This is a genomic window from Methylobacterium organophilum (assembly GCF_022533465.1).
GTDB classification, from domain to species: domain Bacteria; phylum Pseudomonadota; class Alphaproteobacteria; order Rhizobiales; family Beijerinckiaceae; genus Methylobacterium; species Methylobacterium organophilum.
On the sequence record NZ_CP092848.1, the window covers coordinates 1428920 to 1442711 of the forward strand.

The following is a 13792-nucleotide window of genomic DNA, read 5'->3' on the forward strand; positions in this document are numbered from 1 at the left end:
CCGGGCTTCCGGATGCTAGGCGCCGAATCGTCTCCCCGGAACGATCGCAGACCCGACACGATGTCCGCAGCGCCGACCATCCGCTTCCACCGCGGCGATCTCCCCGCGAGCTTCGAGCCCGGAAGCGCGATCGCGGTCGATACCGAGACGCTCGGGCTCAATCCCCTGCGCGACCGTCTGTGCGTGGTGCAGATCTCCAAGGGCGACAACAGCGCCGACGTGGTGCAGATCGTGCCCGGCGGCCCCGTGCCGGAGGTGCTCAAGGGCGTGCTGGCCGATCCGGGCGTGCAGAAGATCTTCCATTTCGCCCGCTTCGACCTCGCGGTGCTGTTCCACGCCCTCGGGGTGATGCCGGGGCCGGTCTACTGCACCAAGATCGCCTCGAAGCTCGCCCGCACCTATACCGACCGGCACGGCCTGAAGGACGTGGTGCGCGAGATGGTCGGCGTCGATCTCTCCAAGCAGCAGCAATCCTCGGATTGGGGCGCGGACACCCTGAGCCAGGCCCAGCTCGACTACGCAGCCTCCGACGTGCTGCATCTCCACGCCGCCCGCGACCGGCTCGACACCATGCTCGCCCGGGAGGGCCGCACCGAGCTCGCCCGGTCCTGTTTCGACTTCCTGCCGACCCGGGCCAAGCTCGACCTCGCCGGCTGGTCGGAGAGCGACATCTTCGCGCATGCCTGAGGCGGTGTGCTTGACCGCGTGGAAATCCGGTTTTCGGGGATCGCCTCCAAGATGACGGTGCATTGCGCGTGTGGACGCGCACATGCGGGCCGTTGATCAATTCTTTGCCGCAAGGTCATAACTTCGCCACCGCACGCACGCATCCGCCTCGAGGCGCGGTGCCGCCCCCGACCTGTCGGGACACGGCAACGGTGACGCGCGCAGGCACCATCGGGGTCCGAATGCAGGCGGCCGATCCTCTCGACATGGATAGCGACCTCATCGCGCTCGCCGCGAACGAGAACGCACGCCGCCGTCGCGCCCATAGGCAGGCGCGCCGCCACAGCATGCGTGTGCGCGCCCTGCGCTTCGTGATCCCGGTCGCCGCCGGAATCGCCGTGCTCGGGCTCGGCGCCGTGGTGGCCTATCGCGCCCTGGCCCCCTCGCTGCCCGACGTCACCCTCGGGCCGGTCAGCGTCACCGGCACCAAGGTGACCATGGAGAATCCGCGTCTGTCGGGCTTCCGCAAGGGCGATCGCGGCTACGAGGTCACCGCCACCGCTGCGTTGCAGGACGTGCGCAAGCCCGCTCTCATCGAGCTGCAGGCCATGAAGGGCCATCTCGCCACCGACGACAAGGGCGGCCTGGCCTATCTCGAGGCGAAGAACGGCCTGTTCGATTCGGCCCGCGAATCGCTCACCCTCGACCACGACATCCGGCTCTGGACGGACAAGGGCGAGGAGATCCGGCTGAATTCCGCCGCCGTCGACTTCAAGGCCGGCACGGTGAAATCGTCCGAGCCCGTGGCCGTCACGGTGCCGAGCGGGCGCATCGACGCCGACACCCTCGACGTGGTCGACAACGGCAAGGTGATCTCCTTCGTCGGCAACGTGCACGCGGTCTTCCACGGCACCGACAAGGCCGACCGCAAACCCGCCGCCATGGCGGAGGCCCAGCCGTGACGCGCCTGCCCCTCCGCCTGCTCCTCGCCGGGCTCGTGCTGTCGCTCGCTGCCGCGCCTGCGGCGGTGCAGGCCCAGTCGGATGCCAAGAAATCCGGGCTCGGCGCCTTCGGCGCCGGCGGCAAGGAGCCGATCAAGATCGACGCCGACCGGCTCGACGTATTCGACCGGGAGAGCAAGGCGATCTTCGCCGGCAACGTCGTCGCCGTGCAGGGCGACAGCACCATCCGCTGCTCGGCCATGACCGTGTTCTACAAGCGCGGCAAAGAGGGCGGTAAGGACGCGTCGAAGGACGCCGCGAAGGACAAGGATGCCGCCGCCGGGGAGAGCGCCTCCTCCGGCGAAAGCGCCGCCGCCATGGCCGAGAACGGCATCCGCAAGGTCGAATGCGCCGGGCCGGTCACCGTGGTGCAGAAGGACCAGGTCGCCACCGGCGACAACGCCGTGTTCGACCAGACCGCCAGGCGCATCGTGCTCACCGGCAACGTCGTGCTGAGCCAGTGCCAGAACGTCACCCGCGGCTCGCGCCTCGTCTACGACATGAATACCGGCCGCGCGAACATGGACCCGGTGGCCGGCGGGCGCGTCTCGGCGATGTTCGTGCCGGGGCAGAAGGACGATGCCAAGGGCGGCGCCAAGGGCTGCCCGCCCCCGCCGGGCACGGCCAAGGCCGCCCCGAAGCCGGCGGAGGGGGCCAAGTCCGCCGAAGTGGCAAAGTCCGCCGAGGGCGCGAAGCCCACCGAGGCCGCGGGCCGGAACCCCGGCGGCAAGACGCGGGCGCAGGCGAATTGACTGAGGCGATCGCGACAGGCTGGGCCGCTCCGTTCTGGCGGACGGGGTCGGCCCCGGCGGCCGGTGCAGCCATGGCGGTGGCCGCCCGCTCCCGCGCGCCCTCCTTCCTGCGCCGCCTCCTCGGCCGCAAGGCGGCCGCCCGAAGCGCGGAAGCCGCCGCCGAGGCCTTCGAGGGCGGCCCCGGCATCCTGGCCGTGCGCGGCCTGCGCAAGAGCTACGGGGCGCGCACCGTGGTGCACGAGGCGGGCCTGACGGTGCGGACCGGCGAGGCCGTGGGCCTGCTCGGCCCGAACGGGGCGGGCAAGACCACGATCTTCTACATGATCACCGGCCTCGTCACCGCCGACCGCGGCACGATCAGCCTGGACGGCATGGAGATCACCCGGCTGCCGATGTACCAGCGCGCGCGCCTCGGCATCGGCTACCTGCCGCAGGAGGCCTCGATCTTCCGGGGCCTGTCCGTCGAGGACAATATCCGCGCGGTGCTCGAGGTGGCCGAGCCCGACCGCAAGCTGCGGGAGCGCAAGCTCGATTCCCTGCTGGAGGAGTTCGACATCGCGCGCCTGCGCAAGTCGCCCTCGATCGCCCTGTCCGGCGGCGAGCGCCGGCGCTGCGAGATCGCCCGGGCGCTCGCCTCCTCGCCGACCTTCATCCTGCTCGACGAGCCCTTCGCCGGCATCGACCCCATCGCGGTGGGCGACATCCAGGATCTCGTGAAGCATCTGAAGCGCCGCAACATCGGCGTACTCATCACCGACCACAACGTGCGCGAGACGCTGGGCCTGATCGACCGCGCCTATATCGCCCATTCCGGCCGCATCCTCACCGAGGGCACCCCCGACGAGATCGTCGCCAACGAGGATGCCCGCCGGCTCTATCTCGGCGAGGATTTCCGGCTCTGAGCACGCGTCGCGCCGGGGCCTCGAATGGGTCTGCGTGTGCCGAGCCGTAAGGCCGCGGTAACCTCCCCTGAACCACGCAGGCGGCCGCTGCACGCGTCGGAGAAGCGCGCAAGGTTTTCTTAGAGCGCGAATCGGACAGTCCCGCTCCGCAACGGTCACCTGTGTCGGCACGGTCGCGATGCACGGGATTCGGGGCGGCGGCCCCAAAGGCGCTTTGACCTGTGCCGCGGTTGGGGCTAAGTCTTAAACAGGTCAAAAAAGCAAGAAACGTGCCGCTAACGGGGCCCGAGCTGCGGCCGGGTCCGCTCTCACCTTGTCGATTGGGAATCGGGCTTCGCGATGAGTCTGCTGCAACGGCTGGAAATGCGCCAGGGCCAGGCCCTGGTGATGACGCCGCAGCTCCTGCAGGCCATCAAGCTCCTGCAGCTCTCCCAGCTCGATCTCGTCGCCTACGTCGATGCCGAGCTGGAGCGCAATCCCCTGCTCGAGCGGATCGAGGGAGAGGGCGGCGAACGCGAGGCGCCCGAGGCCGCCGGCGAGGCCGATCGCGGCTTCGACGGCGACGGGGATGGGGGCGAGGCCGAGTCCTGGCTCGCCAACGACATGGCCCCCGACCGCACGGAGATCGAGAGCCGCCTCGACACCCGCCTCGACAACGTCTTCGCCGACGAGAACCCGATGCCGCGGGAGAGCGGGGCCGGCGACATGCTGTCCCTGACGCCCGCGCCCTACGGCAATACCGGCGGCAGCTTCGACGGCGAGCTTCCCGATTTCGAGGCGACGCTGACGGCGGAGACGTCGTTGCGCGATCACCTCGCCGCGCAGCTCGACCTCGCCACCGCTCATCCCGGCGACCGGCTGATCGGCAGCTTCCTGATCGATTCCGTCGACGAGGCCGGCTACCTGCGCGAGACGGTCGAGGGCGTGGCCGAGCGCCTCGGGGCGAAGCTCGACGACGTCGCCCGGGTGCTGAAACTCGTCCAGACTTTCGACCCGCCGGGGGTCGCCGCCCGCGACCTCGCCGAATGCCTCGCCATCCAGCTGCGGGAGCAGAACCGCTTCGATCCCGCCATGGAGGCCCTCGTCTCGCGCCTCGATCTCGTCGCCAAGCGCGATCTCGCCGCCCTGCGTCGGCTCTGCGGAGTGGACGACGAGGATCTGGTGGAGATGCTCGCCGAGATTCGCCGGCTCGATCCCAAGCCCGGCCGGGCCTTCGGAACCCATCCCGTCGAAGTGCTGGTGCCGGACGTGTTCGTGCGCGCCGCCCCGGACGGGTCCTGGCTGGTGGAGCTGAACTCGGAGGCGCTGCCCCGGGTGCTGGTCAACCAGAGCTACTATGCCCGCGTCTCCAAGGGCGCGGTGGCCGAGGGCGACAAGGCCTTCCTGTCCGAGTGCCTGCAGACTGCGAACTGGCTCACCCGCTCCCTCGAGCAGCGGGCGCGCACCATCCTGAAGGTGGCGACCGAGATCGTGCGCCAGCAGGACGGCTTCTTCCTGCACGGCGTCACCCATCTGCGCCCGCTCAACCTGAAGACCGTGGCCGAGGCGATCGGCATGCACGAGTCGACGGTTTCCCGCGTGACCTCCAACAAGTCGATCGGCACCAGCCGCGGCACCCTGGAGATGAAATACTTCTTCACCGCGGCCATTCCCGGCGCGGCCGGCGGGGCGGCCCATTCCTCGGAGGCCGTGCGCCACCGCATCAAGCAGCTCGTCGATGCGGAGGCCTCCGACGTGCTCTCCGACGATGCGCTGGTGCAGCGCCTGCGCGACGAGGGTATCGACATCGCCCGGCGCACCGTCGCCAAGTACCGCGAATCCCTGCGCATCCCCTCCTCGATCGAGCGGCGGCGGGAGAGGGTCGCTCAGTCCGCCCGCTAACACTTTGGCCCTGTTGGCTTCGAACCGGCATTTCGGATGCCGTCATCGCGTTGACTTGGATCGGCCCCCTTCCTAGTTCTGGGCGTCCCGGAAAAGATCGGAGACGTCGATGGCTGGTTTGCGGGTCACGGGGCATGGCCTGGATCTCGGCGAAGCATTGCGAGGGCGGGTGCAGGACCGGATGTCCGCAACCCTCGGCAAATATCTCGACAGCCACATGAGCGGCTCCTGCACGGGGCATGTGACCCTGCGCAGGGACGGCACCGCCTACCGCACGGATTGCGTGGTACACCTCGCCTCCGGCCTGACGCTGGAGGCCTCGGCGGCCGCGCACGACCCCCATGCGAGCTTCGAGCAGACCGCCGACCGCCTGGAGAAGCGCCTGAGGCGCTACAAGCACCGCCTCAAGGACCACAACGCGCAGAGCCACAACGGGGCCGACGTAGAAGCGGCCTACGCCGTCTTCGCCCCGATCGACGAGGAGGGGGAGGACGAGTCCGGCGCCGACGGCGAGGCCGAGCATCCGCCGGTCGTGGCCGAGTCGACCCGGACCCTGCGCCGGCAATCGGTCAGCGAGGCGGTCACCGCCCTCGACCTGACCGGTGCTCCGGTCGTCGTCTTCGTCCACGCTGGCACCGGCCGCGTGAACGTCGTATATCGGCGCAGCGACGGCGCGATCGGTTGGGTCGACCCTCCCGAGCGGGCCTGAGCCCGGCCCGGAGGCGGGCTCGGCCTCGGCTGGCAGGACTCTTGCGGGCTCGATGGCCTGTCGGAGAGCGGTCGGAGACGCGCTTTTGACGGATAGGCCGGGGCGACCACCCGGTTGTAGTGTACGGCATCCGCCTGGGGTGCCGACGAGGGGCGAAGCGTCCTCCATGCCGATCTTGGAATTCCTTCAGCCGGATGCCGTGATCCCGAACCTGCGGGCGCGGACCAAGAAGCAGGTGCTTCAGGATCTGAGCGCCCAGGCCGCCCAGCGGCTGCCCGAGCTCGACGAGCGCGAGGTGTTCGAGACGCTGCTCCAGCGCGAGCGGCTGGGCTCGACGGGGATCGGCGACGGCGTCGCGATCCCGCACGGCAAGCTCGCCAAGCTCAACCGGATGTTCGGGATGGTGGCGCGCCTCGACCGGCCCGTGGATTTCGAGGCCCTCGACGCCCAGCCGGTGGATGTCGCCTTCCTCCTGCTCGCGCCCGAGAGCGCGGGGGCCGACCATCTCAAGGCCCTGGCCCAGGTGGCCCGGGTGCTGCGCGAGCCGGGCATGCTGCAACGGATCCGCAATGCGCGGGACGAGAGCGCCCTGTTCGCGCTCCTCACCCACAACGCCGCGTCCCAGGCGGCGTGAGGGACGCTCCCTTGCGCGTGCGCGCCCTGCTTCCGGTCATCGCTCTGCTCGCAGCCGGCCCGGTCCTCTCTCCGGCCCGGGCCCAGGACGCCGTCTGCGCCCGGGACGTGCTGGTGGCGAACTCGATGCAGCGCCAGGCGATCGAGCAGCTGGAGACGGCGGGCGAGGATGAGGCCTCCCGCTGCCGGGTCTGGCGCCGGCACATCGACACGATGCGGCGGATCGCCGGCGTCTATGGCCGTTGCCTGTCGGGCCCCGAGCGGCGCGACCGCCTCGGTCAGGTCCAGGGCTCGGAGCAGGAATTCGCCGGCCTGATCCGGATGCGCTGCAAGGGGCTCTGAAGGAAGCGCCCTCCTCCGGCCGCCTGCGCGGGTCTGAGCATCGGAGGGCCGATCAGACGTTCGGGAGCGGGGGGCGCCTGTGGCCGTTCAGGGCCTCCAGGCCGGCCCGGTCGAGGATGCGCAGGCGGCCGCCCTTCAACTCCATCGTGCCTGAGCGGCGCAGCTCCTGCAGCGTGCGGTTGACGTGGACGCTGCTCGTGCCGATGCACTCGGCGAGATCCATCTGCGTCAGCGGCAGCGGGCAATCGCTCGGGCCGGAGAGACCCACGGCGTGCAGCCGGTCGAGGATCTCGCACAGCACCCGCGTCAGCCGCTCCGTGGCCCGGCAGATGCCGAGGGCGGCCAGCCAGTTGCGGCTTCGCGCTTCCGCTTCGAGCTTGGCCAGCCGGAAGGCCTGCGTGACGGCGGGATGGGTTGCGATCAGCCCCTCGAGCTTGGTCCGCGGTACGCGGGTCACCTGGCAGGGCGACAGGGCCGCGATGCCGTGATCCCACTGCGTCAGGTGGCCCAGATCGGTGTCGCAGAGGTCGCCCGGCAGCAGCAGGGCCAGGATCTGGCGCGCGCCGGCGGCATTCTCGACATAGCGGCAGGCGATCCCCTCCAGCACGAGGAAGGCGCTGTCCGTCGCCTCGCCCTCGTGGACGAGATCCATATGGGCCGGCACGTAGGTCTCCCGCCGCGCGAGCTGGGACAGGGCCGTCCGGTCGTCGGGGGAAAGGGGGACGAAGCCGGCGAGCCGGGCGACGAGGATTTCTCCCGCGCTGTCGGGCGAGGGGACTGTTCCGTTGCGGGGGCGGGCGAGGGGAGCCTGGAGGCCGGTCAATGCTCGGTCCCCAGCCGTTCCGCAGAGCGCATGGTCCGCGGGGCGGCCGTCGGGTTTCCGTGGGACGACGTGGGTGCATGACTCACGACAGAGGCCTCCCTCGATGCCGTCTCCGCCCGGTTGTCCCGCTCTCCCGGCTTGACGGCCCGGCGCGATGAGATCCGATCGTTGCCCAAGCATCGAAAAGATCCAACCCGATCCTGCGATCGAGCGTGATCAGAAAAACAACCGGCCGGGTCCGATTTCTCCAGAGAAATCTCGGACGCGCCGAGGAGCCCGTGGCGATGAGCCCCGGATCCCGCAGGAAATATCTTTAACCCAGGGTTTTATCATCTTAAATATAGGTTGTATCATGGGTCTGAAACCGTACTTTGTTTTCTCGCCCCCTCGGTATGAGATCGTACGCAGGTCGTTTTTCGCCTGATCGTCCTTAGGTAAGGGGAGCGGTCCCGACGTCGCACAGGCGCCGCGTCCGAAATTCGCGATGCCTGGCAAGAGGTTTGCCTCGATAGGGGAGAGGCCGGCCCGGGCTGGACGGCTCGGTCGGGCGAGCCGGGGCGTCGCGCCGCTTCACAACCTGTGCGGGAAACTCTCGAAGAGGGAGTGGAGCCGTGTCCCAGCTTCACCACGACATTGTCCGCAACCGGCTGCTCGCGGCCTTGACGCCGATGGAGTTCGAGCGCCTCGCGCCGAGTCTCGAACGAGTGTCCATGAGCATGCGGCAGACGCTCGTCATGGCACGCGAGCCGATCACCCATGGCTATTTTCCGGAGGACGGGCTCGTCTCGCTGATCTGCGACACGGTGGAAGGCCGCGTCGAGATCGGTCTCGTGGGCTATGAAGGCTTCGTCGGCACGCCGCTCGTGCTCGGCACCGGGCGCACGCCGCACAACGCGATGGTGCAGGCGGAGGGGTCGATGCTGCGCATCGGGGCCTCCGACCTGCAGGCGGCCCTCGAGGCCAGCCCGGCACTGCGGGGGGTCCTGGGGCGTTATGTCCAGAGCCTGATCGTACAGGTCGGAGAGACCGTCTACGCCAACGCTGACTGCACCATCGAGATCCGCCTCGCCCGCTGGATCCTCATGACGCAGGATCGCCTGCGCAGAAACGAGCTGCCCCTGACGCACGATTTCATGGCGCTCATGCTCGGCGTGCGCCGTCCCGGCGTCACGACCGCGATGCATGTTCTGGAAGGGCGCCGGATGATTCAGGCCAGGCGCGGGCGCGTCATCGTGCTCGACCGCGATCAGCTGAAGGACCTCGCCCGCGACACCTATGGGACGGCCGAGGCGGAATACGAGCGGTTGCTCGGGGAGGCGGAACCCTGCCGCGCTACTTCCTCAACACACGTCGCCGCGGCGTCCTGATCCGCGACGAGGAAGGCGACGAGCTCCCCGATCTCGACGCGGCGCGCGGACTTGCCCTCGCGATCCTGCGCGAGATGCTGCGCCTGCCCCATGTCTACGGGGCGCCGCGCAAATGGCGGCACGACGTGTTCGTGATCACCGACGAGGCCGGCACGGCCCTCGCGGAGGTTCCCTGCGACACGCTGCTGTGATCCGAGCGGCCGCCGGTCCCCTCAGCCCCGCAGGGACCCGATCAGGCGCTCGTACTCGCTCTCCGCCGGCCCGTAGGCCTCGCCGGCGGCCTTGATCAGCCGGGCCCGGTTGAGCACGATGATGCGCCCGCGCTTGGCCTGGATCAGGCCCGCGCCCTCCAGCATCTGCAGGGCCACCGTGACGGTCGGCCGGCGCACGCCCAGCATCATCGACAAGAGTTCGTGGGTGATCGAGAGGACCTCGCCGTCCTGGCGGTCGTGATACATCACGAGCCAGCGTGCCAGGCGCTCCTCGACCGGCGCGCTGGCATTGGCCAGGGCCGTCTGGGCGATCTGGACCAGGAAGGTCTGCGCGTAGCGCAGCAGCAGCGCGCGCAGGGTCGGGCTGGCCTCGATCGCCCGTTTGAGGAGGTCGGTCCGGATCCGCTGACCGCCGCCCCCGACCTGCATGAAGATCTGGTGCGGGATGCGGTCGCTGCCCAGCGCGAGGGCCGCGCTGCCGAAGCCGTCCCGCCCGAACAGGCCGATCTCGATCCGGCTGCCCTCCCGCGAGGCCGCGATCACGGAGCACAGGCCGGTCTCGGGGAAGTGCGCATGGAGGATCGGCTGGTCCGGCTCGACGAGCACAGTCCCCAACGGCGCGTTGAACGGCTCAAGATGTGGTTCGAGAAGCGCGAGGTCGTCCTTTGAGAGAAGGGCGAGCAGGCGGTTCTGGCAGGACGAAGAAGCAGGCAAGACACAGATCGGCAGCTGGGCAAACGTTTGCGCGTGCCGAATAAACGATTGGTCGACAAAGGCGATTAGATTGTGATCGATATCGGAGAACGGTCCGAAAGCAGACAGTATTTGCTCTGTCTGGATCAACATAAGATAGTGTCGACAACCGGACAATAAGCCATACAACCTTTGTTTTGTACGGTGTGTGACGAAACGGTTGTGGCGTGCTGCTTCGCGGGGGCTTCCCCAAGGGTCTTGCGTCACGCGCGGCGTGGAGGGGGAATGCCCGCCGCCGTCCGTCACGGCCGTTGCCGGGGCGGGGACGGACGGGCCGAGACTCGGGGGACGAGGCCGGGCTATGCGCCGCGCCAGCTCTCCGGGGCGCCCCACGCGCAATGCCCGGTGAGCTCCGCCGCGAAGACCGCGCCGAGGCGTGCCCGCTCGGCCTCGACCAGGGGGCCGTCCACGGCGACCGGCCGGCAGCGGCCGTTCCAGCCCGGGGGCACGAAGTCCGGATTGTGCAGGGCGTGGTCGCTGCCTTCCGTGAAGAAGAGGCGGTTGCCGCCGTCGAGATAGCTCTCCGCCGGCAGCCCTTCCGCGAGCAGGATGTCGTGGGCGTCGAGCTCCACGTGCCAGTAGGTGACGCGGGGCGCGGCCAGGCGGGCGATGCTGGTGCCGTTGATCAGGCACATGACCGGCACCAGCACGCCGCCCTCGTTGTCCGCATCCGCCCCGACGAGGACCGGATGGCCGGGCGAGAGGAGCAGCGCCCGCGTCGGCAGGGGCCGGCCCTCCGCATCCCGGCCGAAGGCGCCCTTGCGGATGCGGATCGGCTGCTGATCGTGGTGCAGGGGCCCGCCCGCGCCGTCGAGATCCCGGTGGCCGATCCAGATGATCGGCCGCAGGCCCCCCGAGGCGGTCACCGCTTGGTCGCCGACTTGCAGCGTTTCCACCGGCACCGCGCCGCGCCGGGTCTGGATCCGGGTGCCGGTGGTGAAGCAGACCGTGATCAGGGTGCCGCCATTGCCGTCGCTGCGCGCGGTGAAGGCGGTCGAGGCCGCGCCCGAGAAGCGGTAGCTCTGGGTGACCGCGTTGCCGCCGCTCGTGCCCGCCACCGTCAGCAGGCTGCTGCTGGCGTTGAAGCTGACGCGCGCATCCGTGAGCCCGGCGAGGTCGAGCTCGGAGCCGGTGCCGAAATTGGCGATGGTGTTGGCGAAGGTGACGGCGTTCGGCTGCGCGGCCGCCGTCAGCGTCAACCGGGCGGTCGCCTCGCCCGTCAGCGTGGGGAAGGCGATCGCGCCGGTGCCGGCCGCGCCGGCCGCGGCGAGGGTGAGGTTGCCGGACTGGATCGTGGTGCCGCCGCTGTAGCTGTTGGCGCCGCTGAGCGTCAGCATCCCGCTTCCCGCCTGCACCAGACTGCCCTGCCCCGAGATCGTGTCCGCCACGGCGAGGTCGCCGCGATGGGCGAAGGTCAGCGTCCCGGCATTCGCGACCGTCCCGGCGAGGCTGCCCCCCGCACCCACCGTGAGCCCCGCATGGGCGTCGATGGCGATGCCGGCGCCGTAGGCCTGCATGTCCTCGATCGTCCAGGAGCCGCCCTGGACCGCGAGCTTCTCGACATTCACCACGTTGGCGAGGGTGCCGGTGGTCGCGCCCGAATTGGCGCCCAGGGAGCCGGACCCGCTCGCGGCCGTGGCTGGGCGGTCGTCGAGGCGCAGGTTGAGCGTGTCGGTGCCCGCACCCCCGTCGATCCGTCCGCTGACGGAGGAGCCCGTATAGAGGTTCAGGGTGTCGTCGCCGCCTTCCAGGTTGATCGCGCGGCCCGTATTGCCGGTGATCGTGCCGTAGTTGCTGAGGGTGTCGCTGCCCTCGCCGGTCTGGATCGCCGAACCGTCGCCCCGGATGAAGCGTGCCGAGCCCGCATCCGCGGTGGTGTAGCTGGTGCCGTCCAGGGTGCCGACGGTGCCCGGATCCGCGTTTCCGTCCTGGCGCAGGACCGTGCCGGTCGGGATCGTGCCGTTGCCGGTGATCGTGCCGGCATTGACGATCGTGTCGTTGTCGATGGCCGCGTTGCCGGTCTTGTTCTCCAGGCGGATCGCGTAGCCGTTCTCGCCGGAGATCTGGCCGCTCGCGCCGTTGACGATCGAGGTCGCCGCCACGCCGCTGCGGCTGCCGTCGGTGTTCGAGTCGTTGTTGACGACGATGCCGTAGGCCGCGCCGCGGATCGTGCCGTCGTTGGTGATGACGCCGCCGCCGATCGAGATGCCTTCGCTGTTGTTGAGGCGGCCGTTGCTGTCGTAGCCGCCCGCGCCCGTGCCCTCGATCATGCCGCCGGCATTGTTGGTGATGGTGGCGCCCCCATCGACGTCGACGCCGTCTCCGTCCCCGTCCACGGTCCGGTAGCCCGCTCGGTCATAGGCCGGCGCGTAGGCGCCGCGGATCAGGCCCGAATTCGTCACCGTGACCGTGTTGGCCGCCGCACCCGTGGTGTCCGAGCCGACGCCCGAGCCGTTGCGCCCGATGATCTGGCCCCCGGCGACGTTGTTGACGACGAGGCCGGTGACGTTGGTCTGGCCGACATCGACGCCGTGCTGGGAGCCGGTGATGGTGCCGTAATTGTCGATCCGGTCGCTGGTCGCCCCGTTCTGGTTGATGCGCACGCCGCGGGAGACGTCGTAGGTCTGCGCCGTCGAGGTGTTGCCCGTCTGGTTGAAGCTGTTGTTCGTCGACGAGTCGTTGACCGGGCCGTTGCCGTTGATGGTGCCGTAATTGACGAGCGTCTGGTGCGAGCCGAGGCGGATCGCGTCGCCGCTGTCGCTGCGGATCAGGGCGGCGGTGTTGCCGGCCGCGCCGTTGGTGATGACGCCGCCGCTCGTGAAATCCGTGGCCGGGGCGTTCGCGGCGCCGGTGACGGCGTTGAAGTTCAGGGCGAAGCCCGTGCCCGGATTGGAGCCGCCGACCGTGGGCGTTCCCATCGAGCTCGCGGAGATGATCTGGCCACCATTGGTGACGTCGAACCGGCCGGTGGCGGATTGCGCCTGCACGGCATCGCCGTTGAGGGACTGGACGCGGCCGTTCGTGCCGACGACCAGCCGGCCCGACACGATGTTGGCCCGGATGGCGCGCGCGCCGGAAGCGGTGTCGTTGAGCGTGCCCTCGATGTCGATCGTGGTGGTGCCGGACGAGACATTGGCCTGGATGCCGGTGCCCGAGGTCTGGGTGCGGGTCTCGCCGGCATTCAGGGTGTAGGTGTCGGGCGTCGTGATCGAGTAGGTGCTCGATTGCGAGCCGGAGGGGATCGTCTGCGCCATAGATCTCGGGATCCTTCGAAGCGGCCTGCCGCCGCGCCGCGGGCGCGCCGGAGCTGCGGCGGTACCGGACGCGGCGCCGGGTCCCGGCTCGCGGGGATCGGGAGCAGCCGCTCGAAGCGCGCAGATCGTCTCGCGTTAACCATCTCGTGTAACGGGGATGCGAAGGGCTTTTTCGCCTGCCCTGTGGCGCGTCGGCCACGGTGTCGAGCCCGGCCCATCGGGTGGGACGGCGGTGATCGGCGGCGCTCCGCTTCCTTTGCCGCACGCCCCCCGGGCAAACGGCCTGTCGCCCGGCCGTCTTCTCCGCTGGGGCCGGGCGATCCCACGAGAACCGCGACACGCGTCGGAGGCACGGCGAGCAGCCCGGGTGTCACGGGTCGCCGATGTCTTGCATGAACTGTAGGTTGTGCATCCTCAAATATAGAAATATCCGATAGTAAATTCCGATAAATCCGACAAATACATAAGAATTTGAAGAATTATAATTTGTAACTGCA

Annotated in this window: 13 protein-coding genes; 10 read left to right on the forward strand and 3 right to left on the reverse strand. The window is 69.4% G+C overall.

Annotated features, from left to right (window positions below):
- Positions 1-60 precede the first annotated feature (60 nt).
- The 8 genes from MMB17_RS06570 (at position 61) to MMB17_RS06605 (ending at position 6886) form a co-directional block, all read left to right on the forward strand.
- Positions 61-687 carry a ribonuclease D gene (locus tag MMB17_RS06570; protein WP_238309449.1) on the forward strand — a complete coding sequence of 209 codons (627 nt, stop codon included), beginning with the start codon at positions 61-63 and terminating at the stop codon, positions 685-687.
- A gap of 221 nt (positions 688-908) precedes the next feature.
- Complete coding sequence (locus MMB17_RS06575) at positions 909-1628, forward strand: lipopolysaccharide-assembly, LptC-related protein (RefSeq protein ID WP_241102137.1); 720 nt, start codon at positions 909-911, stop codon at positions 1626-1628.
- Positions 1625-2419: an LptA/OstA family protein gene (locus MMB17_RS06580; protein ID WP_241101506.1), complete on the forward strand. Its 795-nt coding sequence runs from the start codon at positions 1625-1627 to the stop codon at positions 2417-2419. Before MMB17_RS06575 ends, MMB17_RS06580 begins: the two co-directional genes overlap by 4 nt.
- A 71-nt stretch (positions 2420-2490) precedes the next feature.
- Positions 2491-3321, forward strand: a complete 831-nt coding sequence (lptB, locus tag MMB17_RS06585) for an LPS export ABC transporter ATP-binding protein (RefSeq protein WP_238309447.1) — start codon at positions 2491-2493, stop codon at positions 3319-3321.
- Positions 3322-3660: 339 nt separating this feature from the next.
- A complete protein-coding gene (rpoN, locus tag MMB17_RS06590) occupies positions 3661-5202 on the forward strand; it encodes an RNA polymerase factor sigma-54 (protein WP_241101507.1) in 1542 nt (513 codons plus the stop codon).
- Positions 5203-5311: 109 nt separating this feature from the next.
- On the forward strand, positions 5312-5911 hold the full coding sequence (gene hpf / locus MMB17_RS06595; protein ID WP_238309445.1) for a ribosome hibernation-promoting factor, HPF/YfiA family: 600 nt from the start codon (positions 5312-5314) through the stop codon (positions 5909-5911).
- A gap of 166 nt (positions 5912-6077) precedes the next feature.
- The gene (gene ptsN, locus MMB17_RS06600) at positions 6078-6545 is read left to right on the forward strand and encodes a PTS IIA-like nitrogen regulatory protein PtsN (RefSeq protein ID WP_238309444.1); all 468 of its coding nucleotides are present in this window, start codon (positions 6078-6080) and stop codon (positions 6543-6545) included.
- 17 nt (positions 6546-6562) lie between these two features.
- Complete coding sequence (locus tag MMB17_RS06605) at positions 6563-6886, forward strand: hypothetical protein (RefSeq protein ID WP_238309443.1); 324 nt, start codon at positions 6563-6565, stop codon at positions 6884-6886.
- Positions 6887-6938: 52 nt separating this feature from the next.
- Here the strand turns inward: MMB17_RS06605 and MMB17_RS06610 are convergent, their stop codons facing one another.
- Positions 6939-7709 carry a Crp/Fnr family transcriptional regulator gene (locus MMB17_RS06610; RefSeq protein ID WP_241101508.1) on the reverse strand — a complete coding sequence of 257 codons (771 nt, stop codon included), beginning with the start codon at positions 7707-7709 and terminating at the stop codon, positions 6939-6941.
- 668 nt (positions 7710-8377) lie between these two features.
- Between MMB17_RS06610 and MMB17_RS06615 the strand changes: the two genes are divergently transcribed.
- Together MMB17_RS06615 and MMB17_RS25370 are read left to right on the forward strand one after the other, a co-directional pair.
- The gene (locus tag MMB17_RS06615; protein ID WP_241102138.1) at positions 8378-9076 is read left to right on the forward strand and encodes a Crp/Fnr family transcriptional regulator; all 699 of its coding nucleotides are present in this window, start codon (positions 8378-8380) and stop codon (positions 9074-9076) included.
- Positions 9076-9267, forward strand: a complete 192-nt coding sequence (locus MMB17_RS25370; protein WP_420847370.1) for a DUF6894 family protein — start codon at positions 9076-9078, stop codon at positions 9265-9267. The genes MMB17_RS06615 and MMB17_RS25370 overlap by 1 nt, the downstream gene beginning before the upstream one ends.
- A gap of 21 nt (positions 9268-9288) precedes the next feature.
- Here MMB17_RS25370 and MMB17_RS06620 read toward each other — a convergent pair whose 3' ends face one another.
- Both MMB17_RS06620 and MMB17_RS06625 read right to left on the reverse strand, forming a co-directional pair.
- Positions 9289-10002 (reverse strand): Crp/Fnr family transcriptional regulator, encoded by a 714-nt coding sequence (locus MMB17_RS06620; RefSeq protein ID WP_238309441.1) that lies wholly within the window; start codon positions 10000-10002, stop codon positions 9289-9291.
- Positions 10003-10340: 338 nt separating this feature from the next.
- Entirely contained in the window at positions 10341-13295 is a 2955-nt protein-coding gene (locus MMB17_RS06625; RefSeq protein ID WP_241101509.1) for a Hint domain-containing protein, read from the reverse strand.
- Positions 13296-13792: the final 497 nt, after the last annotated feature.